The 21,125-nt window shown below is 71.2% G+C and carries 21 protein-coding genes; 8 read left to right on the top strand and 13 right to left on the bottom strand.

Going from position 1 to position 21,125, the window contains the following annotated elements:
• Positions 1–4 precede the first annotated feature (4 nt).
• Together BMH31_RS08455 and BMH31_RS08450 are read right to left on the bottom strand one after the other, a co-directional pair.
• Entirely contained in the window at positions 5–517 is a 513-nt protein-coding gene (locus tag BMH31_RS08455; RefSeq protein WP_099723405.1) for a glutathione peroxidase, read from the bottom strand.
• A gap of 10 nt (positions 518–527) precedes the next feature.
• On the bottom strand, positions 528–959 hold the full coding sequence (locus tag BMH31_RS08450; RefSeq protein WP_099723406.1) for a VOC family protein: 432 nt from the start codon (positions 957–959) through the stop codon (positions 528–530).
• Between the two features lie 203 nt (positions 960–1,162).
• Here BMH31_RS08450 and BMH31_RS08445 point away from each other — a divergent pair, with 203 nt between their 5' ends.
• From BMH31_RS08445 to BMH31_RS08415, 7 genes are all read left to right on the top strand, one after another.
• Positions 1,163–2,068, top strand: a complete 906-nt coding sequence (locus BMH31_RS08445) for a dihydrodipicolinate synthase family protein (protein WP_046454103.1) — start codon at positions 1,163–1,165, stop codon at positions 2,066–2,068.
• 123 nt (positions 2,069–2,191) lie between these two features.
• Positions 2,192–3,199 carry a proline racemase family protein gene (locus tag BMH31_RS08440; RefSeq protein ID WP_099723407.1) on the top strand — a complete coding sequence of 336 codons (1,008 nt, stop codon included), beginning with the start codon at positions 2,192–2,194 and terminating at the stop codon, positions 3,197–3,199.
• Positions 3,196–4,161, top strand: coding sequence for an ornithine cyclodeaminase family protein (locus tag BMH31_RS08435; protein ID WP_099723408.1), 966 nt, complete (start codon positions 3,196–3,198; stop codon positions 4,159–4,161). The genes BMH31_RS08440 and BMH31_RS08435 overlap by 4 nt, the downstream gene beginning before the upstream one ends.
• 9 nt (positions 4,162–4,170) lie before the next feature.
• Positions 4,171–4,902: a GntR family transcriptional regulator gene (locus BMH31_RS08430; protein ID WP_099723409.1), complete on the top strand. Its 732-nt coding sequence runs from the start codon at positions 4,171–4,173 to the stop codon at positions 4,900–4,902.
• Positions 4,899–6,101 carry an FAD-binding oxidoreductase gene (locus BMH31_RS08425; protein WP_099723410.1) on the top strand — a complete coding sequence of 401 codons (1,203 nt, stop codon included), beginning with the start codon at positions 4,899–4,901 and terminating at the stop codon, positions 6,099–6,101. Before BMH31_RS08430 ends, BMH31_RS08425 begins: the two co-directional genes overlap by 4 nt.
• Positions 6,098–6,409, top strand: a complete 312-nt coding sequence (locus tag BMH31_RS08420; RefSeq protein WP_099723411.1) for a (2Fe-2S)-binding protein — start codon at positions 6,098–6,100, stop codon at positions 6,407–6,409. The genes BMH31_RS08425 and BMH31_RS08420 overlap by 4 nt, the downstream gene beginning before the upstream one ends.
• Positions 6,406–7,863 (top strand): FAD-dependent oxidoreductase, encoded by a 1,458-nt coding sequence (locus BMH31_RS08415; protein ID WP_099723412.1) that lies wholly within the window; start codon positions 6,406–6,408, stop codon positions 7,861–7,863. Before BMH31_RS08420 ends, BMH31_RS08415 begins: the two co-directional genes overlap by 4 nt.
• Before the next feature lie 4 nt (positions 7,864–7,867).
• On the opposite strand, the gene BMH31_RS08410 is transcribed toward BMH31_RS08415, so the two are convergent.
• Entirely contained in the window at positions 7,868–8,728 is an 861-nt protein-coding gene (locus BMH31_RS08410; protein ID WP_099723413.1) for a LysR family transcriptional regulator, read from the bottom strand.
• Positions 8,729–8,797: 69 nt separating this feature from the next.
• Here BMH31_RS08410 and BMH31_RS08405 point away from each other — a divergent pair, with 69 nt between their 5' ends.
• Positions 8,798–9,748, top strand: coding sequence for an EamA family transporter (locus BMH31_RS08405; protein ID WP_168187893.1), 951 nt, complete (start codon positions 8,798–8,800; stop codon positions 9,746–9,748).
• Between the two features lie 77 nt (positions 9,749–9,825).
• On the opposite strand, the gene BMH31_RS08400 is transcribed toward BMH31_RS08405, so the two are convergent.
• The 10 genes from BMH31_RS08400 to BMH31_RS08355 all read right to left on the bottom strand — a co-directional run bounded on the left by BMH31_RS08400 (position 9,826) and on the right by BMH31_RS08355 (position 20,974).
• Entirely contained in the window at positions 9,826–10,536 is a 711-nt protein-coding gene (locus BMH31_RS08400) for an ABC transporter ATP-binding protein (protein WP_099723414.1), read from the bottom strand.
• Entirely contained in the window at positions 10,533–11,363 is an 831-nt protein-coding gene (locus tag BMH31_RS08395; RefSeq protein WP_199068262.1) for an ABC transporter ATP-binding protein, read from the bottom strand. The genes BMH31_RS08400 and BMH31_RS08395 overlap by 4 nt, the downstream gene beginning before the upstream one ends.
• Positions 11,360–12,487 (bottom strand): branched-chain amino acid ABC transporter permease, encoded by a 1,128-nt coding sequence (locus BMH31_RS08390; protein WP_084820840.1) that lies wholly within the window; start codon positions 12,485–12,487, stop codon positions 11,360–11,362. Before BMH31_RS08390 ends, BMH31_RS08395 begins: the two co-directional genes overlap by 4 nt.
• A 2-nt stretch (positions 12,488–12,489) precedes the next feature.
• Positions 12,490–13,383 carry a branched-chain amino acid ABC transporter permease gene (locus BMH31_RS08385; protein WP_046453886.1) on the bottom strand — a complete coding sequence of 298 codons (894 nt, stop codon included), beginning with the start codon at positions 13,381–13,383 and terminating at the stop codon, positions 12,490–12,492.
• 147 nt (positions 13,384–13,530) lie between these two features.
• Positions 13,531–14,697, bottom strand: a complete 1,167-nt coding sequence (locus BMH31_RS08380; protein WP_099723416.1) for a branched-chain amino acid ABC transporter substrate-binding protein — start codon at positions 14,695–14,697, stop codon at positions 13,531–13,533.
• A 419-nt stretch (positions 14,698–15,116) separates the two neighbouring features.
• A complete protein-coding gene (locus BMH31_RS08375) occupies positions 15,117–16,970 on the bottom strand; it encodes a YhgE/Pip family protein (protein WP_099723417.1) in 1,854 nt (617 codons plus the stop codon).
• A complete protein-coding gene (locus BMH31_RS08370) occupies positions 16,967–17,725 on the bottom strand; it encodes a hypothetical protein (protein ID WP_199068265.1) in 759 nt (252 codons plus the stop codon). Before BMH31_RS08370 ends, BMH31_RS08375 begins: the two co-directional genes overlap by 4 nt.
• 109 nt (positions 17,726–17,834) lie before the next feature.
• Positions 17,835–18,626, bottom strand: coding sequence for a protein phosphatase 2C domain-containing protein (locus tag BMH31_RS08365; RefSeq protein WP_099723418.1), 792 nt, complete (start codon positions 18,624–18,626; stop codon positions 17,835–17,837).
• Positions 18,623–20,245: an FHA domain-containing protein gene (locus BMH31_RS08360; RefSeq protein WP_099723419.1), complete on the bottom strand. Its 1,623-nt coding sequence runs from the start codon at positions 20,243–20,245 to the stop codon at positions 18,623–18,625. The genes BMH31_RS08365 and BMH31_RS08360 overlap by 4 nt, the downstream gene beginning before the upstream one ends.
• 168 nt (positions 20,246–20,413) lie before the next feature.
• Complete coding sequence (locus tag BMH31_RS08355; RefSeq protein WP_099723420.1) at positions 20,414–20,974, bottom strand: hypothetical protein; 561 nt, start codon at positions 20,972–20,974, stop codon at positions 20,414–20,416.
• Positions 20,975–21,125: the final 151 nt, after the last annotated feature.

The raw sequence follows: 21,125 nt of genomic DNA, 5'->3' as shown, positions 1-21,125 counted from the left end.
CGCCTCAGCCCGCCAGCGCGCTCTCGATCGCAGCGCGCAGCGCCGGATCCTGCGGCTCGACGGTCGAGCGGAAGCGCACGATGCGCGGCTGCCCGCCGTTCGCCGGGTCGGGCCACACCACGAACTTCTCGAAGTTCCAGCGGACGACGCCGCCGCGCCCCTCCGCATCCTTGCCGCGGCGCAGCTCCTCGAACAGGGCGTGCCGGCCGCGGCCGTTCACCTTGCCCTTCTCGAGCAGCGGGAAGGTGACGCCGTAGTTGACCTGGCAGAACTCGGAGATCTCGTCCGACGTGCCGGGCTCCTGACGGAGGAACTGGTTGCACGGCATGCCGATCACGGCGAGGCCCTGCTCGCCGAACTCGCGGTGCAGCTCCTCGAGCCCGCCGTACTGCGGGGTGAAGCCGCACTTGGAGGCGACGTTGACGACGAGCGCCGCTCCGGGGGCGAGGTCGCCGAAGCGAGTCTCTGTTCCGGAGAGGAGGGTGACGGGGATCTCGCGGATCGATGCAGGGCTCATGGATCCGACGCTACTCCGTTCCGGCCGCGGAGAGGCTGATCATCCAGGTGATTCCGAAGCGGTCGCGCAGGTCGCCGAAGGTGTCGCCCCACGGCGCGCGGTCGAACGGCATCCGCACCTCTGCGCCGTCGAGGAGCGCTTCCCAGAGCGCGGTCAACCGCTCGGCATCGTCGCCCGAGACGCAGACCGAGGTGCCGCCGCCGGCCGACACCGGGTCGTCGGCCATCGAATCGGGGATGTCCGCTGCCATGAGCGTGAGTCCATCGGCCGTCTCGAGCTGTCCGTGCATGACCTTGTCGCCCTCGGCGTCGCCGCCCATCATGCCCGGGATGCTGCGGTACTCCATGATGCGCAGTTCGCCTCCGAGCACGGATCGATAGAACTCGAGCGCCTCGCGGGCGTTGCCGCGGAAGGAGAGATAGGGGTTCAGGCGAACGGTCATGATGGCTCCTCAGCAGGTGGCGCGCCCCGGATCGGCGGTGCTCTGGAGCCATTGTGCGCCTCACCTCCGACATCGGCAATCGGCTCGCGCGGATCGCTCCTTGCACCCCGGAACGGGAGCGTGCTAGCTTGTGCAATGTCACACACCATAGAGACTTCCCGGGACCGATCGGCACCCGGACCGCCCGAAAGGAACCGCTCGCAATGACCGAGAAGAAGCCCTGGCACGGCGTCATCGTCGCCACCGCTCTGCCCTTCAACGACGACCTGTCGGTCGACTACGACTCCTACGCGGAGCACGTCGCCTGGCTCGCGGAGAACGGCTGCGACGGCGTCGCACCCAACGGCTCGCTCGGCGAGTACCAGAACCTCAGCGACGTCGAGCGCGCGAAGGTCGTCGAGACCGCAGTGCAGGCCTCGCCCGAGGGCTTCACCGTCATGGCCGGCACCGGCGCCTACGGTGCGCTCCAGTCGGCGCACTGGGCCGAGCAGGCCGCGAACGCCGGCGCGAGCTGCGTCATGCAGCTGCCCCCGAACGTCTACCGCGCGAACCACGAGCAGGTGAAGCACCACTACGCCACGGTCGCCTCGGTCGGCCTCCCCGTCGTCGCCTACAACAACCCGATCGACACCAAGGTCGACCTCGTGCCGGAGCTCGTCGCCGAGATCCATGCCGCGGGCAACATGGTCGGCATCAAGGAGTTCTCGGGCGACCCGCGCCGCATCTACGAGATCAAGGAGCTCGCTCCGACCCTCGACATCCTCATCGGCACCGACGACACGGTGCTCGAGGTCGGCCTCGCCGGCGCCGTCGGCTGGGTCTCGGGCTACCCGAACGCGATCCCGAAGTCGTGCATCGAGCTCTTCGAGCTCTGCACCTCGGGCAACGTCGAGGACCTGGTGCGCGGCCAGGAGATCTACCGCGACCTGCACTCGCTGCTGCGCTGGGACTCGAAGACGGAGTTCGTCGAGGCCATCAAGCTCTCGATGGACGTGCTCGGCCGCAAGGGCGGCGCCTGCCGTCCCCCGCGCCTGCCGCTCGCGCAGAGCGTCGCCGACCGGATCATCGCCGACACCCGGGCGGCCGTGGCCAAGGGCTACGACAAGTAAGCACCCCGCCGGACGAGCGGAGCGATGCGGGATCCTGGATTTCGACTCGCTCCGCTTGCTCGATCGGCGGCCAGGATCCCCGCCGACCCACCCGCATCGAGCCCCGAACATCCAAGGAACGCAATGCGCACCTCGCACGTCTACCACGCCGTCGATTCCCACACCGAGGGCATGCCCACCCGCGTGATCACCGGCGGCGTCGGGGTGATCCCCGGCAAGACCATGGCCGAGCGCCGCACCTGGTTCATCGAGAACAACGACGAGCTGCGGCAGCTGCTCATGTTCGAGCCCCGCGGCCACGCCTCGATGAGCGGCGCGATCCTGCAGCCGCCCACCCGCGAAGACTGCGACTGGGGCGTGCTCTACATCGAGGTGTCCGGCCTGCTGCCCATGTGCGGCCACGGCACCATCGGCGTCGCGACCGTGCTCGTCGAGACCGGCATGGTCGAGGTCACCGAGCCCGTCACCACGATCCGGCTCGACACCCCCGCGGGCCTCGTCATCGCCGAGGTCGCGGTTACCGACGGCCACGCCGACAGCGTCACCATCACCAACGTGCCGTCGTTCTCCGAGCGGCTGGGCGCCAGCGTCGAAGTCCCCGGGATCGGCACCGTCGCCTACGATCTCGCGTTCGGCGGCAACTTCTACGCGATCGTCGACCTCGAATCCCTCGGCATCGAGTGGCGCGAGGATCGCGCGAACCAGGACGAGCTGCTCTCGGCCGGCCTCGCGATCATGGACGCCATCAACGAGGCCGACGAGCCCGTGCACCCGGAGCGCGACGACATCCGCGGCTGCCACCACGTCTACCTGAAGGCGCCCGGCTCGACCGCCGAACGGTCCCGCCACGCGATGGCCATCTATCCCGGCTGGTTCGACCGCTCCCCCTGCGGCACCGGCACGAGCGCCCGCATGGCGCAGCTGCATGCCCGAGGCGAGCTCACCCTCGACACGGACTTCGTCAACGAGTCGTACATCGGCTCCCGCTTCGTCGGGCGCCTCATCGCCGAGACCGAGGTCGCCGGCCGCCCGGCCGTGATCCCCACCGTCACCGGCCGCGCCTGGATCACGGGCACCGCCCAGTACATGCTCGACCCGAGCGATCCCTTCCCGAGGGGGTTCCTGCTGTGACCTCCCTCCCCTACTTCGACGCTGACGCCGTCCGCGCCGCGCTCCCCTACGACCGCGCCATGCGCGCGATCCGCGAGGGCCTGCTGAACGGCGTGGATCCCGAGCTCGACGGCCCGCGCCTGTTCAGCCCCGCGCCGGACGGCGAGTTCCTGCTCATGCCCGCGCAGGGCGCGGAGTACAGCGGCCTCAAGGCGCTGACCGTCGCGCCGGGCAATCCCGCGCGCGGCCTCGAGAAGATCCAGGGCCTCTACGTGCTCTACTCGTCCGACACGCTGGCACCCGTCGCCGTGATGGAGGGCGCGAGCCTCACCGCGATCCGCACGCCGGCGGTCGCCCTCACCGCCGTGCGCGCGCTGGCCGGCTCGGCACCGCTCGGCGCCGAGCTGCCCGCCGAGCCTCGCGTGCTCGTCTTCGGCGCCGGCGTGCAGGCCGCGAGTCACATCGCAGCGGCGCTCACCGCGTTCCCCGGCGCGCGATTCGACGTCGTCGGCCGCCGCCCCGAACGGGTCGCGGCGCTCCGTGAAGCGGTCGCTCCCATCGAGTTCCGCGATCGCACGTCGGATCCCGAGGACGCGGTACGCGAGGCCGACGTGATCCTGTGCGTCACCAGCGCGAGCGCACCCCTCTTCGACGGCTCGCTCGTGCGCGACCACGCCGTCGTCGCGGCCGTCGGCACGCACGGGCGCGGACTCCGCGAACTGGACGACGCCCTCGTCTCGCGCGCCGACATCGTGGTCGAGGGCCGGGCCTCCGCCCGCCGCGAGAACGGCAATCTGGCCACCGCGATCGACGATGCCATGTGGGAATCGACCCCTCCCGCGAACCTGCACGACCTGGTCTCGGGACGCGTCGTCCGCACCCCGGGACGCCCCGCCGTCTACACGGGTGTCGGGATGTCATGGGAGGATCTGATCTGCGCCTCCGTGGTGTTCGCCGAGGGCCGGCTCGCCAGGGAGAACTGAGGAGATCCCATGTCGACCGTCCCCGCCCGCGAGCCCCGCGCCCGTCTCACGCCGCTCAAGCGTCCGCTGAACCTGCGCGAGACCGTGCTCGACCAGCTGCGCACCGCGATCATCACCGGCGAACTCGCCGAGGGTTCGCTGGTCTCGGCGCCCACGCTCGGCCAGGCGCTCGGCGTCTCGGCGACGCCCGTGCGCGAGGCGATGATGGATCTGGCGCGCGAGGGCCTCGTCGAGACGATCAAGAACAAGGGCTTCCGCGTCACCGCGATGAGCCAGTCGGATCTCGACGACCTCGCCGAGATCCGACTGCTCGTCGAGCCGCCGTCGATGCACGGCGTCGTCGGCAACGTTCCCGAGGCGGCCTACGAGGAGCTGACGCGCCTCGCCGACTCCTGCCGTCGCGCGGCGGAACGCGAGGACCTCGTCGAGTACCTGCGCGACGACCGCGAGTTCCATGCGCTCGTACTCTCGTTCACCGGTAACCCGCAGCTCGTCTCGCTCGCCACCTCTCTGCGCGTGCGCACCCGCATGTACGGCATCGCCACGCTCGCGCGCGACGGCCGCCTCGCCGAGAGCGCGGGCGAGCACCACCGCCTCATCGAACTGCTGCGCGCGGGCGACGGCGCCGCCGCGGAGCGCCTCATGCGCGAGCACATCGGCCACGCACGCAAGTCGTGGGCGACGGGCCAGATCGACCGTTCCGAGGCGCCGCCGGGATCCGATGAGGACGGGAGCGCATGACCCGCCGAACCTCCGACGTCCTCATCATCGGCTCCGGGATCATCGGAGCCGCCACCGCCTACTTCGCCGCCCGCGCGGGCCTCTCGGTCACCGTGCTCGAACGGGATCTGCCCGCGAGCGGCACCACCTCGCGCTGCGAGGGCAACATCCTCGTCTCCGACAAGGAGCTCGGCCCCGAGCTGGAGCTCACCCGGTACTCGCTCGATCTCTGGAAGGGCGAGCTCGCCGAGCACGGCCACCGCTGGGAGTTCGAGGCGAAGGGCGGCATCATCGTCGCCTCGCGCGAGAGCAGTCTCGCCTCGCTCGAGCGCTTCTCGGCGTCGCAGCGCGACTTCGGCATCGTCGCCGAGCGCCTGGACGTCGCCGGGCTCCGCGAGCTCGAACCGCACGTCACCGACCGGGCGCTCGGCGCCGCGTTCTACCCCGAGGACAGCCAGGTGCAGCCGATCCTCGCGGCGACCGGACTGCTGCGGCTCGCGCGGGACCTCGGCGCGCGCCTGGAGGTGCGCACACCCGTCACCGGCTTCCTGCGCGACGGGGACCGCGTCACCGGCGTCCGCACCCCGCGCGGTGCCTTCTCGGCCGCGCACGTCGTCAACGCCACCGGCACCTGGGCCGGTCAACTCGCCGGGATGGCCGGGGTGAACGTGCCCGTGCTGCCGCGCCGCGGCTTCGTGCTGGTCACCGAACCGCTGCGGCCGATGGTGCACCACAAGGTCTACGCCGCCGAGTACGTCGACAACGTCGGCAGCTCCGACGCCGGCCTGCAGGCCTCGCCCGTGGTCGAGGGCACTCCGGCCGGCACGATCCTCATCGGGTCGAGCCGCGAGCGCGTCGGCTTCGACGGCGCGATCAGCGCCGAGGCGCTGCGCACCATCGCCGGCAACGCGATCCAGCTCTTCCCGTTCCTCGAACGCACCCGGATCCTGCGGCACTACCACGGCTTCCGCCCGTACTGCCCCGATCACCTGCCCGTGATCGGCCCCGACCCCCGCGCACCCGGTCTCTGGCACGCCTGCGGCCACGAGGGCGCCGGCATCGGCCTCGCAGCGGGTACCGGCAAGCTGCTGGCCCAGGCCATCGCCGGCGCCGACCCCGAGCTGCCGCTCGCGCCGTTCCGGCCCGAGCGCTTCGACGAACCCGAGTTCCTGGCCGCGCATCCCGAGGCCGCACCCGCACCCGAGGAGGCGTCCGCATGAGCCCCGATCCCGGCGAGCGCGTGCGCGCGAGCTTCGACGGCGAGCCGATCGAGGCCGAACCGGGCGCGAGCGTCGCCGCCGCGCTCATCTCCACCGGTCGCACGGCCTGGCGCACGACCCGCGAGGGCAAGCCGCGTGGCCTCTTCTGCGGGATCGGCGTCTGCTTCGACTGCCTCGTCGAGATCGACGGGGAATCGGGCCAGCGCGCGTGCATGATCCCCCTGAAGGAGGGCATGCGGGTGTGCTCGGCCGGCGGACCGCGCGGCGAGGCAGCCGAGGCGTCCGAGACCGAAGGCGGCGCAGCATGACCGCCCGGAGCACGGGCGCGGCGCCCGCGTTCGACGTCGCGATCGTCGGCGCCGGACCCGCGGGCCTGGCCGCCGCCGGCGCCGCGATCGCACAGGGCGCGCGCGTCGCGGTGGTCGACGCCGCGGAGCAGCCCGGCGGCCAGTTCTGGCGGCATCGCTCCGAGGCTGCGGGCGTGACCGACGACGGCGCGTTCCACCACGGCTGGGGCGAGTACCTCGCGCTGCGGGCCGCGTTCGACTCCGGTGTCTCTTCGGGTGCCATCGCGTACTTCCCCGCGACGAGCGTGTGGATGGCCCGGCGTATCGGCGGCGGCCCCGGGGGCGGCGATCGCTTCGCACTCGAGCTCGCGCCGGCGCACGGCGCTGGATCCGCACCCGTGCCGTCGATCCGCGCGTCGCGCCTCGTCCTGGCCACCGGCGGCTACGACCGGCAGCTGCCCGTGCCCGGCTGGGATCTGCCCGGCGTCATGGCGGCGGGCGGCATCCAGGCCTTCGTGAAGCAGAACGGCATGCTGCCGGGACGCCGTTTCGTGATCGCCGGCACCGGACCGTTCCTGCTGCCCGTCGCCGCGAACATCGTGCAGGCCGGCGGCGGGGTCGCCGCGGTCTGCGAATCGGCGTCGCTCGCCGGCTGGCTGCCGCGCGCGCACCGCGCGGCGGGCGTGCCCGCGAAGGCGCTCGAGGGAGCCGAGTACGCCTGGACGTTCCTGCGGCACCGGATCCCGTATCGAGTCCGAACGGTGATCACCGAGATCCTGGGCGAAGACCGGGTCGAGGCGGTGCGCACGGCGCGCGTCTCGAGCGCGGGCGGCGTCGTGCCCGGGTCGGAGCGCGTGATCGACGGCGTCGACGGCGTGGGCCTCGGCTGGGGCTTCACCCCGCAGCTCGAACTCCCCGTGCAGCTCGGTGCGGAGACGCGCGTGGACGTCGACGGCTCGCTCGTCTGCGAGGTCGACGAGCGCGGGCGCGCCTCGGTGCCCGGCCTGTTCCTCGCGGGCGAGCTCACGGGCGTCGGCGGAGCCGTGCTCGCGGTGCTGGAGGGGCGGATCGCCGGACGCTCGGCGGGCGCCGAGGCCGTGTCCGGTGCGGCCGGTCCGGTCGCGCCCGGGGAGCTGCGGGCGCTCGCGCGGCAGCGCGGGTTCGCGGAGGCGATGCACCTCGCGCACCCGGTTCCCGCGGGCTGGCAGGATCGCCTCGCCGAGTCGACGATCGTGTGCCGCTGCGAGGAGGTCTCGGCGGGTGCCCTGCTCGAGGCCCGGGCGGAGCTCGCGGCCGAGGACCTGCGCACCGAGAAGGGGGTGACCCGGGCCGGAATGGGCTGGTGCCAGGGGCGCGTCTGCGGGTTCGCGGTGTCGTGCCTCAGCGGCGGTGACGCCCGGGGCTCGCTGAGCACCTCGGCGAAGCGTCCGGTCGCGCAGCCGCTCCCGCTGGGTGCGTTCCTCGACCTGGAGTAGCGGCCTAGGACCCGCTTGCGTAGAGCGCCCGCGCGCGCTCCACGAGCGCGTCGATCGCGGGACCGCGCTCGCCGCGCCGCCAGACGAGCAGCACTGGCACGGGCTTCACGTCGGAGATGCCGCGGTACCGCACCCCGTCCCTCCGGTGATGGTGAGACGTCGCCTCCGCGGTGATGCCCACCCCGCGGCCGGCGGCGATGAGGTCGAGCCACTGGTCGACGCTGTTCGACTCGATGAACTCCGGTGCGCCGCTCCCGGCCCACAACCCGGCGTCGGTGGTGCCCGAGCGCACGTCGATCACCACGGTGCGCTCGGAGATCTCGGCGAGGCTCAGCTGCCGCCGACGGCCCCAGCCGGCGTCATCCTCGGCGAAGGCGACCACGCGCCGTTCGTGCCCGAGCACCGTCGACTCGAACGCCGGATCGCTCGGCGGGCGACGCATGATCGCGGCATCGCAGCGCTGGTCGAGCAGGCTGTCCTCCGCCGTCTCGACACGCATCAGCTCGAGGTCGGATCCGGATTCGGCGGGCGACCAGTCGCGCAGGAGCCGGGCCGTGTGCGCGCCGAGCGCCGCCCAGGCGTATCCGACCCGCAGCACCTCCCGCCGGGATCGCGCGAACCGGGTGAAGCGGTCGGCCTCGGCGAGCACGCGCCGGGCCGCGGGCAGCAGCTCCCACCCCGCCGGTGTCGGCGTGCATCCGTTCGGCAGCCGGCGCAGCAGTTGCGCGCCGAGACCGCGTTCGAGGCCCGCGATGGTCCGGGAGACGGCGGCCTGCGAGACGAAGAGCCGCGCGGCACCCTCGGTGAACGATCCGGCGTCGACGACCGCGACGAAGCACCGCAGTTCGCGCAGCGTCCACTCCATAACCACATCGTATGGCAGCGTCGCAGAACGCACGACCGCGCCGTGCGGGCCGCCCCTATGCTGCCCCGCATGACCGATCTCCGCAGCGCCCCCGGGAGTGCGGCCGACGCCTCGACCCCGACGCCGGCATCGCGCGCGCCGCTCGACGGCCCCGTGCCCGGCGCACCCCGCGCCCGCGCGCTCGGGATCTCGATGTCGCTCTCGGGTTTCGCCGTCAACCAGGTGGGCGCCGCGCTCGGCGCCCTCGCGTTCCCCGTGGTCGGACCGGTCGGGGTCGTGGCGGTGCGCCAGCTCGTGACCGCCGCCGTACTGCTGCCCATCGCTCGCCCGCGCTTCACGCGCTATCGCGCCGCCGAGTGGTGGCCGGTGCTCGGCCTCGCGCTCGTGTTCTCCGTGATGAACCTGACGCTCTACGCCTCGATCCAGCGCATCGGCCTCGGGCTCGCCGTGACTCTCGAGTTCCTCGGGCCGCTCGCGGTCGCCCTGCTGACCTCCCGCCGGATCGCCGATGCCGCCTGCGCGCTCCTCGCCGCTGCGGGGGTCCTCGTGCTCACGCACCCCGGCCCCGCCTCAGACCTCCTGGGGATCGGACTGGGCCTCGTGGCCGCCGCGGCGTGGGCCGGCTACATCCTGCTCAACCGCACGCTCGGCAGGCGGTTGCCCGGTATCGAGGGGACCGCGGCGGCGAGCGCGGTCGCGGCCCTGGTCTGGCTGCCCGTCGCGATCCTGTGGTTCGCAGCGCACCCGCCCACGGCGGGGGCGCTGCTGCTGGCCGCCGGCTGCGCGCTGCTGTCGTCGATCGTGCCCTACGTGGTCGATCTGCTCGCACTGCGACGGCTCCCGGCCGGCTTGTTCGGGATCCTGACGAGCACGAGCCCCGTCTGGGCCGCGCTCGTCGGGTGGATCCTGCTCGGCGAGCGGCTGCGGCCCGCCGAGTGGATCGGCGTCGCGCTGATCGTGACGAGCAGCGCGGTCGCGTCGGGGCTGGCGCTGCGGCGGGCACCGAGGACCGCCGATTGAGCGGGCGGACGAGAGGACCCCGGAGGGGTTTCGACTCGCTCCGTCCGCTCAACCGGCGGGATCGACCGGCGGCGGGCTCAGGCCCCCAGATACGCCTCGATCACGCGCGGGTCGGCGGCCAGCTCGTCCGCCGGGCCCGACATGGTGACTCGGCCCGACTCGAGGACGTAGGCCCGGTCCGCGATCTTCAGCGCGGCGCGCGCGTTCTGCTCGACGAGCAGGATCGTGGTGCCCTGCTTGTTGACCTCGGCGATGATCTCCATGACCTGCTTCACGATGAGCGGCGCGAGCCCCATCGACGGCTCGTCGAGCAGCAGCAGCTTCGGCCCGCCGACGAGCGCCCGCCCGAGGGCGAGCATCTGCTGCTCGCCGCCCGACAGGGTGCCGCCCTGCTGGGTGCGCCGCTCGGCGAGGCGCGGCATCAGCTCGTAGGCGTAGTCGGCTCGCTCCTGGATGAGCTTTTGATCCTTCACGAGGTACCCGCCGAGCAGCAGGTTCTCGTGCACCGTCATGGTCGAGAAGATCTTGCGCCCCTCGGGGATGTGCAGGAGCCCGGCGCCGACGATGTCCCACGGCTGGAGCCGCGTCAGATCCTTGTCGCCCCACGTCACCCGGCCGCTCTTCGCGCGGACGAGTCCCGAGAGCATCGACAGCGTCGACGTCTTCCCGGCTCCGTTGTTGCCGAGCAGGGCGACGATCTCGCCCTCCCCGACCTCGAACGACAGTGCGCGCAGGGCGTGCACTCGGTTGTAGTAGAGCTCGACGTCCTCGAGCACGAGCTTGCTCATTCGTCCTCCTCCGTTCCGAGGTACGCGGCGATCACGAGCGGATCGTTCTTCACCTGTGCGGGGGTGCCGTCGGCGATCTCCTTGCCGTAGTTCAGCACCACGATCCGCTCCGAGATCTCCATGACGAGACCCATGTCGTGCTCGATGAGCACGATGCCGACGCCGAGCGCGCGGATCTTGCGGATCAGCGCCATCAGCTCCTGCTTCTCGTTGTGGTTGAGGCCGGCGGCGGGTTCGTCGAGCAGGATCAGTTTCGGTTCCGTGGCGAGCGCCCGCGCGATCTCGACGCGTCGCTGCTCGCCGTAGGGCAGTTGGGTGACCAGCAGTTCGTCGTCGGCGCGGAATCCCACGAAGTCGAGCCAGCCCCGCGCGTCCTCGGTGCACTGCGCTTCGCTGCGGCGGTACCGCGGCGTGTGCAGCATCGCGTCGAACACGTTCTGCCGGAGCCGCGAGTGCATGCCCGTCTTGACGTTGTCGAGCACGGTCATCTCTTTGAAGAGCCGCACGTTCTGGAACGTGCGCGCCATGCCGAGCTGCGTGATCCGCGACGGCTTCTTGCGCGTGATCGCTTCGCCGTCGAACACGACGGATCCCGCGTTCGGCCGGTAGAAGCCCGAGATGCAGTTGAACGCGCTCGTCTTGCCCGCGCCGTTCGGTCCGATGACCGAGACGATCTCGCCCTCGTGCACCGAGAAGCTGAGGCCGTCGACCGCCTTGATGCCGCCGAACGAGACCGCGAGGTCGCGCACCTCGAGGATCACGGGGCCGCGGGCGCCGCCCGGGCTCGGATCCATCGGGGCCGCTGCGGTTGCCTGGGTATCGCTCATCGTCGTCCCTCCTCTGCGTCGTCGTCGAGCTCGCCGACCACGCCGACGACCGCCGTCGGCGGCACCTGCGGGATCTGCCGCTTCTTCAGGAACGGCAGCACCGCGTTGGCCGGCCAGATCCCCTTGGGTCGGAAGATCATCGCGACCACGAGCAGCACGCCGAACAGCAGGTAGCGCCACTCGCTGAACTCGCGCAGGAACTCGGGCGCGAGCGACACGAAGAGCGCGCCGATGATCACGCCGGGCGTCGATCCCATGCCGCCGAGCACGACCGCCATCAGCACGAGCGCCGAGTACAGGAACTCGAAGCTGTTGGGCGAGATGGCCGAGAGGTGCGCCGCGAGCAGGGTGCCCGCGAATCCGCCCCAGACGGCGCCGATGATGTAGGCCATCAGCTTCGTCTTATAGCCGTTGATGCCCATCGCCTCGCTGACGTCCTCGTCGTCGCGCACCGACTTCCAAGCTCGACCGAGCTTGCCCTTGCCGAGTCGCGAGACCGCGACCACCGCGAGGCCGATGCCGACGAACAGCACGAAGTAGTAGAAGAGGATCTTCGAGTTGAAGGTGATGCCGCCGAGCACCAGCCCGTCCGAGAACGACCAGCCGAAGAACGACCAGGTGGGGATCCCGTGGATGCCCGAGGGGCCGCCCGTGATGTCCAGGTTGTTCGCCGTGATGCGGATGATCTCGCCGAAGCCGAGGGTGACGATCGCGAGGTAGTCGCTGCGCAGACGCAGCGTGGGGCCGCCGATCACGAGGCCGGCGACGATGCAGGCGAGCACCACGACCGGGATCGTCTCGAGCATGCTCCAGCCGAACGTGGTCGTGAGGATGCCGCTCGTGTAGGCGCCGACCGCCATGAAGGCGATGAAGCCGAGGTCGAGGAGCCCGGCGTAGCCGACCACCACGTTGAGCCCCATCGCGAGCACGACGTAGATCATGGCCGAGGTGAGGATCGAGATCAGGTACGGACTCGCCGAGATGAACGGCAGCACCGCCGCCGCGACGAACAGCACGAGGGCGACCACCTTCATGAACCGTTCGGGGGCGAGCAGGCCCGAGACGGCCGGCGGCCGCTCGAGGAAGGGCTTGGGCGCTTCCAGGCGCCGAGTGGTCTTCGCCATGATTACACCCTCTCCACGACGCGCTCGCCGAGCAGGCCGGTGGGTTTGAACACGAGGAACAGGATCAGGAACCCGAACGCGAACACGTCGCGCCACTCCCCGCCGAAGAAGTTCGTGCCGAACGACTCGAGCATGCCGAGGACGATGCCGCCGACCATCGCGCCGTAGAGGTTGCCGATGCCGCCGATCACCGCCGCGGTGAACGCCTTGAGCCCGATCACGAAGCCCATGAGGAAGTCGATGGATCCGTAGTAGGCGGCCGCCATCACGCCGGCCGCGCCCGCGAGCGCCGAACCGATGAAGAAGGTCCGCGAGATGACCTTGTTGACGTTGACGCCCATGAGCAGCGCCGCGTTCTGGTCGAGCGCGATCGCGCGCATCGCGCGTCCCTCGCGCGAGTGCATCACGTAGCGCTGCAGCAGGAACATGAGCACGGCCGCGACGACCATGAGCACGATCTGCGGCATGGTGACGCGGGCGCCGAGGATCTCCATCTGGCCGCCGCCGAGGCGCACGGGGAAGACCAGGGGGCTCGCGCCGAAGATCTGCCGCACCGCGTACTCGAGGGTGAAGGAGACGCCGACGGCGGTGATCAGCGCCGAGAGCCGGGGGCTCTTGCGGAGCGGACGGTAGGCGACGCGCTCGATGAGCACGCCCATGCCGCCCGTCAGCAGCATCGCGATGAGCAGCACGAGCAGCAGGATCGGGATCGAACCGATCCCGAACAGTCCGGTGACCCCGCCGAGCACCACGAAGGCGAAGAACGAGCCGAGCATGTAGAGGTCGCCGTGCGCGAAGTTCAGCAGCTTGATGATCCCGTAGACCATGCTGTAGCCCAGGGCGACCAGGGCGTAGAACGAACCCACGAAGAGCCCGTTCCAGATGAGTTGGAACATGTGTTGCCTCTCAGAACCCGAGAGAGCGCGTGATCGGATCCGCGTACGCCGGTTGAGCGAGCCCGCGAGTCGAAACCAAGGGGTCCTCGATTTCGACTCGCGAACTCGCTCAATCAGCGGGCATTCTGCGGGCCGTTCGAGCGCTCGCTACTTCAGGTCGTCCTTCAGCACGAACGCGCCGTCGGTCCCGGTCGGGGCGACGATCACGAAGCCGCCGCCCTCACGGGAGCCATCGGCGGCGAAGGTCAGGTTGCCGGTCAGCAGCGGGAAGTCCTTGAGGCCCTTGAGCGCGTCGACGACCTTCGTGTAGTCGGTGCCCTTGGCGTCGGTCATGGCCTGCGCCATCACCTTGACCGCCTCGTAGGTCTGGATCGAGTAGGGGCCGGGGGCCTTTCCGCCCGAGACCTTCTTGTAGTCGGCGATCCACTTGTCGCCGTTCTCGAGCATGTCGGGCGTGCGGGTGAAGGTGCCGTAGACGTCCTTCATCGAGTCGGCCCCGGCGATGGCCGAGAGCTGCGCGTCGACCGAGCCGTCGCCGACGAGGATCGGGCCCGCGTAGCCCGCGCCGCGGAGCTGGTTGATGAGCAGGCCGCCGGCCTGGTAGTAGCCCGTCCAGACGACGTAGTCCGGCTTCGACGAGAGGATGCTGTTGACGTTCGCCGAGAAGTCCTTCTCCTTCGGGTTCACGTGCTCGCGCTTGACGGTGAATCCGGAGGCCTGCTTCTCGATCGAATCGCCCAGATCCTTCGGGTAGGCCTGGTTGTCGTCGACGATCACGACCGTCTTCGCGTTCGCCTTCGTGATCCACTTCACGGCCGCCTCGGCCTGCTGCGTGCCGGTGCCGTTGACGAGGAACGCGCCCTGGCCGACGAGCTGGTTCGAGTTCGCGGCGGGGATCACCATGGCGATGCCGGCGTCCTTGAAGATCGGCAGGGTCGGCAGGGTGGCACCGGAGCAGTATCCGCCGACGCTGCCCTTGACGCCCGCGGTGACGAGCTTCTGCGCGGCGGCGACGGCGGTGGTCGCGTCGCAGGCGTCGTCCTCGGTCACGAGCTCGAGCTTGCGGCCGTCGACGCCGTCCTTGGCGTTGATCTCGTCGATGGCGAGCTGTGCGCCGTTCTTCATGTAGTCGCCGAAGGCGGCCTCGGATCCCGAGAAGGGGGCGAGCATGCCGAGCTTGATGGCGCCCTTGTCGTCGCCGCCGCCGGAGCCGCCGCTTGCGAGGCCGCCCGAGCAGCCGGAGAGTGCGAGTGCCGCGCCTGCGGCGAGCGCCGTGGCAGCTGCCAGTCGGCGGGTGGAGGGGCGTGAGAACATCGGTGTTCCTTTCCGGTGATGCTTCGTCGAATCGTCGGATCGGTGCGGCTCCCGCGGGAGTCCGCCTCGACTACCAGTGCAATGGTACTGACCGTCGGGGCGTCGAGGAACCGGAAAAGGTCACAGTTCCAACACGCCGGTGCGCGTGTGTGCGCGCACTGGATCCGCGGTCGCTGGTTTCCGTTCTCTCCGCGGCGATTGCACGCGTCGCGTCATCGCGTGCACCGCAGAAATATGACATAGCCGGTTGGCGAAGCCGGGCGCGCGAGCCCCAGCCGGGTTCACGCCCTCCCGGAGTCGAGGTCCCTCAGACGCACCGCTTCCCCATCGAAAGCGCAGTCGTCCATGGAACAGCCGGGTATTCCATGCGCAACTGCGACCTCGATGGTCGGGGGAAGGGCGCGGGCCCGCCCCTGGTGCTAGCCGATGAGGCTCGGCTGCAGGTCGCGCAGCGTGCGCGAGCGCATCTGCCGTCCCACACCGACCGCGGAGAGCAGCACCGCGGCCACGAGCACGAGCCCGAGCAGCAGCGCGTCGTTGACCGCATGCGAGAGGTTGCCGCCGTACATCACCTGACGGATCCCGTCGACCGCGAACGACATCGGCAGGTAGTGGTGCAGCGTCGCGAGCGGTTCAGGCAGCGTCTGCCAGGGGAACGTACCGCCGGCCGTGACGAGCTGCAGCACCATGAGCACGAGGCCCATGAACTGACCGACGCTGCCCAACCAGACGTTGAGCGCCAGGATGATGGCCGCGAACGTGGCCGACGCGAGCGCCATCATGCCGTACACCGCCCACGGATGCTCGGCTCTGAAGCCCAGGGTCCCCGTGACGATCGCGTAGAGCGCGGCCATCTGGATCGCGCCCAGCAGGGCCGGGGTCGCCCAGCCCGCGAGCGCGACGGGCAGCGGACTGCGCAGCGCGGTCATCGCCCGGCGCGACACCGGCTTCAGGATCAGGAAGAGCGCGTAGATGCCGATCCAAGCGGCGAGGCTCACGAAGAACGGAGCGAGACCAGCGCCGTAGGTGCCGGCGGAAGTGACCTTCGACGTCTGCACGTCGACCGGATCCGAGATGTTCTGCGCCTGCTTCGCGCGCAGCGCGGCGTCGCTCGCGGGGATCTTCTCGATGCCCGCCGCGAGCCCCTGTCCGAGGGTCCCGATGCCGTTCTGCAGCGTGCCGAGTCCGGTCTCGAGCGTCCCCAGCCCGTCGGTCAGCGTTCCGGCTCCGTCCGCCGCGGTGGCGATGCCGTTCGCGAGCTGCGGGGTGGCGTCGGCGAGTTTGCGCGCACCGTCGGCCACCTGCTGGGATCCGGCCTGCAGCTGGTCGAGCTGCGAGCTCGCACCCTGCACCTTGGTGTTCGCCTCGCGCAGCGCGGAGCCGGCCTGGTCGAGACGGCCCGCGACCCGGTCGATGGCCGCCTGGTCGAGGCCGGCCTTCTTCAGCTCGTCGATGATCGCCTGACGATCCCCCGCCAGCCGATCCACCGCCTGCTGGCTGCCGCCCGCGACCTCGCGCCCGATCCGGGCGATCTCGGCGTCGGCCCCGGCGACCTTCGCCGCACCGTTCGCCAGCTGCTCGGTCTGGGCGGGCAGGGACGCGGTCCCCGTGCGCAGCTGATCGAGGCCGGTGGCGAGCTTGCCCGCGCCGTCCTTCGCGCTCTTCGCGCCGTCCTTCGCGGAGCCTGCGCCGGTGCCGAGCTTGACGGTGCCCTCGTGCGCCTCCCCCAGCGAGGTGCGCACCTGGGCGAGCCCGTCGAGGAACTGCTTCGCGGCCTCCTGGTTGACCGACTTCACGATCTGCTGGCGGATCTGCTTGACCGCCTGCTCGCCGATGGTCGAGGCGAGATAGCTGTTCGCGTCGTTGGTCGTGAGCAGCACCTCAGCGCGGTGCGGGTCGGTGCCGCGCGACGACTCGAGGGCCGCGGTGAAGTCCTTCGGGATCGTGACCGAGAAGTCGTAGTCGCCCGCGCCGACGCCGCGCTTCGCCTCCTTCGCGCTCACGCGGTTCCAGTCGAAGCTGCCGTCGTCGATGAGTTGCTTCGCGACCTCGTCGCCGACGTTGCGCGTCGTGTCCCCGTGCTGCACGCCCTCGTCGGAGACGACGAGCGCGACGGGCACCTGGTCCAGCTTGGCGTAGGGATCCTGGTTGGCCCAGAGGTAGAGCCCGCCGTAGAGCAGCGGGACGCACATGAGCGCCACGAACGCGAGGCGGGCCATCTTGGTCGCCCACAGGCGGGCGAACTCGGAGCGGATCATCTGCAGGATCTTCACGCGTCTGCTCCCGTTCCGTTCTCGTCGGCGCCAGCAGCTCCGGCACCGGGATCGGCGGCACCGGCGCTTTCGGCCGCACCGGCTTCATCGGCCGCGAGCGCCGCGGCGATGCTCGCCGCGTGCTCGGCGCGCAGCGGCGTCACCTCGCCGGTCCCCCACCCGTTGGGGTGCGCCTCGATCGCGGCGCGAGCCGCGAGGCCGGCGATCACGAGCACGGCGGTACCGCGTTCGGCGATCTCGCACGAGATGCGCCACCATTCCTCCGGATCGCCGCCGTGCCGGTCGGGCGAGACGATCACGATCGCCTCGACGTCGGGCCGCAGCAGGGCGAGCTCGCTCAGCGCACGCACGCGCGCCCCGGGCGCGAGGTCGGCCATGATCGTGCGCTCCTCGTCGCGGAGCCCGAGTCGGTCGAGCTCTCGCCGCACCGCGAGCAGCCCGCGGCGCTGCCCGGCGAACATGAGCTCCTCGGCGACCACGTCGCCCAGCCGGACGTCGCCGTGCGGCTCGCTCACGTCGGGGGCGTCCACGAGCGCGGTGCGGTGCCGCAGCGCGCGCCGGTCGGCTTCGCCGTCGAGGCGCACCGAGCCGGTGTCGGGCTTCATGCGGCCCGTGGCGATGAGCCCGAGCACGGTCGGCCGTTGGGCGGTCTCCGCCTCGACGAACACGGCACGGCCGCTCTCGACGGTCAGCGAGGTCTGCGGCAGCGCACGGCCGCCCGGCCCCTTGGTGACGGCCTCGACTTCGATCCTCACCGTGTTCCTTCCTCGCAGCGGTCGCGCGGGGTCGATCCCCGGCGCGAGCACCGGAGCATTCTCCCACGATGCGCTCTGAACGCCCGCTCGGAGGGACGTTCCGCGCCGTTCAGGCCCGCACGCCGGGCCGGGTCCGTTCGATGGTCCGGTCGTTCTCGTCCTCGTCGTCGAACCCGCCGTTCGGCGCGGATCCGCCCCCGGCCACCTCGACCAGCACGACCGTGATGTTGTCCCGGCCGCCGGCCGCGCAGGCGCGCCGCACCAGTTCGTCGGCCGCGGCGTCGACGTCGGCGGTCCTCGTGAGTACCGCGCGCAGGTCGTCGTCGCCGACCTCCGTCGTCAGCCCGTCCGAGCAGATCAGCACGCGCGTTCCCGCTTCGATGGGGACCAGCCAGGCATCGTGCCGGGAGTCGAGCGAACCGAGGGCTCGGGTGATCACGTTGCGGGACACCCGCCCGGCGTCCGCGCTCCCCTCCGCGCGCAGTTCCTCCTGCAGCGAGTGGTCGCGGGTCACCTGCACGAGCTCGGAGCCCCGGTGGAGGTACACGCGGGAGTCGCCGATGTTGAGCACGTACCAGTGGGGTACGCCCTCGACCGAGGTGCGGATCGCGCCGGTGAGCGTGCAGCCGGCGCCGCGCTCGGTCTGAGCGGAGAGCCCCGCGACCGCCGCGCGGGCGCTGTCGATGGCGCCCTCGATCTGGGTGATCGGTACGCCCTCGGGCGTCGCGGCGAACCGCCCCGAGAAGGCCGCGATGGCGGCGTGACTGGCGCGGTCGCCCGCGTCGTGGCCGCCCATGCCGTCAGCGACCAGGAACACCGGGTCCCGGGCGAGCAGCGAGTCCTCGTTCACCGCGCGGCGCAGGCCGGGGTGGGTGAGGGCCGCGGCTTCGAGTCGGATCACGCGTCACCGTTGCGGATCAGCCGCACCTCGAGCGTGCCGATCACCATGCGCTCGGTGGCGAGCACCTCCGAGTGCGGGGTCACGTCCTCTTCGGTGTCGTCGTCGAACAGCAGCACCAGGCCGTTGGTCGAGCCGAGATCCTCGATCGACCACATGTCGCCGTCGTACCGCAGGCGCGCGTGCGACTTCGAGAGCGTGCGCGTCGGATCGGGGATCGTGAGCAGCGCCATGCCCTCGGGCCCGCGCGGCTTCCGGCCGATGATGACCTCTTCGTCGCGCAGCGGCAGCCGCTCGCCATCGGGGAGCTCCAGCACCCAGTCGATGCGCGGACGGCGGGCGACGACCACGGTGCGATCCAGCTCGTCGTCGGTGCGCTCGACCTCGGCCGGCATCGCCTGCTGGGCCGCGTCAGCGGCGTCGGCCGCGGGCTCCGCCTTGCGGACCTTGCGCGTGGTGTAGGCGGACTCGGAGTCGGTGTTCACGACGGACGGATCGAGCGCCGAGTCGGCCGCCGGTGCGACCGGAATGGGAGTCGGAGGAGCGCTGACGATCGGCGGCACCGGAGCGGGTGCCGCGACCGGAGTCGGCGGCACGGCCGGCGCGGCCGGCGCCGCCGCGGGAGGTGCGGCAGGAGCGGGATCGGCCGCGGGTGCCGCGGGCGCGGAACCCGGCCAGGAGAACGGCTGCGGAGGCGCCTGCGGCTCGAGCCGGGACGCCGGCGGTGCCTGGAGGCCCTCGGCCGCCAGCCGGGCGTACTCGCGCTCGGTATCGCCGCCCAGCGGGCCGTCGAGCTGGGGAGCCGCCTCGGGGGCGGCGTGCCTCGGCGCCGGGGGCGCAGCCTCGGGCGCGGCCGGCTGCTGCGCCTCGGCGAGGAGCGCGTCGAAGCCGGTCGGCTCCGGTGCGGGCTGCGCCGGCGGCACGGCCCACGGATCCTGCACGGCCGGCGCGGGCTGCGCGGCGACCGGAGGCTGCGGCGGCGCGAACGGCTGCGGGGGCGCCGGCTGCTGCGGAGTCTGCTGCTGATAGGCGGCGGACTGCGGCTGGCTCTGCTGGGGGGCCGGCTGCGGCGCGAACTGCGGCGCCACGGGCTGCGCGGGGGCGGGCGGAGCGCCGAACTGCTGGTGCGCGGGCTGCGGTGCGAAACCGGTCGGCTGCTGGGTCGGTTGGGGCGCGTACCCGCCGGGCTGGGGTGCGAATCCACCGGGCTGCTGACCGGCCGGAGCGAAATCGGAGAATCCGGAGGACTGGCGCATCACGCCGCCGCCCGAACGCGCCATGTGCCCGTTCAGCAGGGTCGCCCAGAGCGCGGGGATGAACGCGCCCGCGACGGTGTAGCCGACGCTGCCCCGGGCCTCGGTGGTGAGGCGGTGGTAAGCGATCAGTCGCACGATGTAGCCGACGATCGCGAGACCGGGCACGAGGAATGCGAGGATCAGCCAGCCCGGCAGATCGGCGCGCTGCAGCAGGCGCCAGTCGTTCCAGACGGGGATCCAGCCGTGGGATGACGGCAGGTCGAGCTTGGGGAACAGCCGCGAGAGCGCGGCGAGGTACCAGATGTACAGTCCGAGACCGATCAGACCGGATACTCCGAACATGACCCAGAAGGGAGCATTCCCCATATCGCGAACTCCTCTACATGTTCCCCGCAAGCGCCGATACGCTGCCGATTCTTCCCTACCGGCAGCTCGGCGGCAAACCTTGCCGCAGAATACCGCGGAATTCGCGGATCCGGAATTCTGAATCCTCCCCCGGTTCCGGAGCCTCCTTGCCGAAGCATCGCCCACGGATCAGCTCAGTCGCAGCAGTCGAAGCGTTTCCTCCTTGCCGACTGCGGCGCGGGTGATCCCGGGAACCGGCCCCGGGGCGAGCTCGGATCGATGCTGCTGCGGCACCGGGAGCCAAGTCCAGAGGAAGGCGAGCAGCGCCTCATTGCGCGCACGGAACTCCGGGCGCTGACGAAACGCGCCGACCTCGACGCCGACGCTGCCCCGTTGAAAGCAGAACTCCACCAGGTGCGCCGGCTGCGGGAAGGTGCGGGCGTTGTCGACGATCATGACGAACTCGGCGGCGGGCATCGGTCCGGTCCGCTCGGTGCCGATCGTGCCGGCGTCGAAGTCCAGCGCGATGCGTCTACGCAGCTTGAGGGCGAGGATCGGGACGAGGATCGCATTGACGACGAGCAGCAGCAGGATCGCGACCGCGGTCTCGATCCAGGACCGCTCCACGACGAGCGCGATCGCTGCGCGAACGCCCAGAAGGAGCAGCAGCACTGCGTTCATGCCGCCCCAGAGCAGCCACCACGGCGTCGGATTCTCCTGCCGAAACACGTGTACTCCGACGTAGGTCATCTCCCCCACCTCAGAAATTTGTGAAGAACTCGAACAGTAGCATTCGGTCGGATGACCCAGGGCCAGGAAGACTGCTGTGAACCGTGTCCCGCGGTCAACTCCCGGCACTTTTGGAGCCCCATCTGGACCGCTCGGCGATCGTGTCTCCACA

The organism is Leucobacter sp. OLIS6 (genome assembly GCF_002752355.1).
Lineage (GTDB): Bacteria > Actinomycetota > Actinomycetes > Actinomycetales > Microbacteriaceae > Leucobacter.
The sequence above is the reverse complement of the archived record's forward strand: the minus strand, read 5'-3'. Positions and strand labels throughout refer to the sequence as shown.

What these genes read in the sequence shown, in the direction of transcription:
- BMH31_RS08440 (WP_099723407.1), top strand. Translation starts at nt 2,192, where the DNA reads ATGCGCACCTCGCACGTCTACCACGCCGTCGATTCCCACACCGAGGGC.
- BMH31_RS08450 (WP_099723406.1), bottom strand. Translation starts at nt 959, where the DNA reads ATGACCGTTCGCCTGAACCCCTATCTCTCCTTCCGCGGCAACGCCCGC.
- BMH31_RS08400 (WP_099723414.1), bottom strand. Translation starts at nt 10,536, where the DNA reads ATGAGCAAGCTCGTGCTCGAGGACGTCGAGCTCTACTACAACCGAGTG.
- BMH31_RS08445 (WP_046454103.1), top strand. Translation starts at nt 1,163, where the DNA reads ATGACCGAGAAGAAGCCCTGGCACGGCGTCATCGTCGCCACCGCTCTG.
- BMH31_RS08395 (WP_199068262.1), bottom strand. Translation starts at nt 11,363, where the DNA reads ATGAGCGATACCCAGGCAACCGCAGCGGCCCCGATGGATCCGAGCCCG.
- BMH31_RS08385 (WP_046453886.1), bottom strand. Translation starts at nt 13,383, where the DNA reads ATGTTCCAACTCATCTGGAACGGGCTCTTCGTGGGTTCGTTCTACGCC.
- BMH31_RS08355 (WP_099723420.1), bottom strand. Translation starts at nt 20,974, where the DNA reads ATGACCTACGTCGGAGTACACGTGTTTCGGCAGGAGAATCCGACGCCG.
- BMH31_RS08410 (WP_099723413.1), bottom strand. Translation starts at nt 8,728, where the DNA reads ATGGAGTGGACGCTGCGCGAACTGCGGTGCTTCGTCGCGGTCGTCGAC.
- BMH31_RS08360 (WP_099723419.1), bottom strand. Translation starts at nt 20,245, where the DNA reads ATGGGGAATGCTCCCTTCTGGGTCATGTTCGGAGTATCCGGTCTGATC.
- BMH31_RS08420 (WP_099723411.1), top strand. Translation starts at nt 6,098, where the DNA reads ATGAGCCCCGATCCCGGCGAGCGCGTGCGCGCGAGCTTCGACGGCGAG.
- BMH31_RS08390 (WP_084820840.1), bottom strand. Translation starts at nt 12,487, where the DNA reads ATGGCGAAGACCACTCGGCGCCTGGAAGCGCCCAAGCCCTTCCTCGAG.
- BMH31_RS08415 (WP_099723412.1), top strand. Translation starts at nt 6,406, where the DNA reads ATGACCGCCCGGAGCACGGGCGCGGCGCCCGCGTTCGACGTCGCGATC.
- BMH31_RS08425 (WP_099723410.1), top strand. Translation starts at nt 4,899, where the DNA reads ATGACCCGCCGAACCTCCGACGTCCTCATCATCGGCTCCGGGATCATC.
- BMH31_RS08430 (WP_099723409.1), top strand. Translation starts at nt 4,171, where the DNA reads ATGTCGACCGTCCCCGCCCGCGAGCCCCGCGCCCGTCTCACGCCGCTC.
- BMH31_RS08380 (WP_099723416.1), bottom strand. Translation starts at nt 14,697, where the DNA reads ATGTTCTCACGCCCCTCCACCCGCCGACTGGCAGCTGCCACGGCGCTC.
- BMH31_RS08405 (WP_168187893.1), top strand. Translation starts at nt 8,798, where the DNA reads ATGACCGATCTCCGCAGCGCCCCCGGGAGTGCGGCCGACGCCTCGACC.
- BMH31_RS08455 (WP_099723405.1), bottom strand. Translation starts at nt 517, where the DNA reads ATGAGCCCTGCATCGATCCGCGAGATCCCCGTCACCCTCCTCTCCGGA.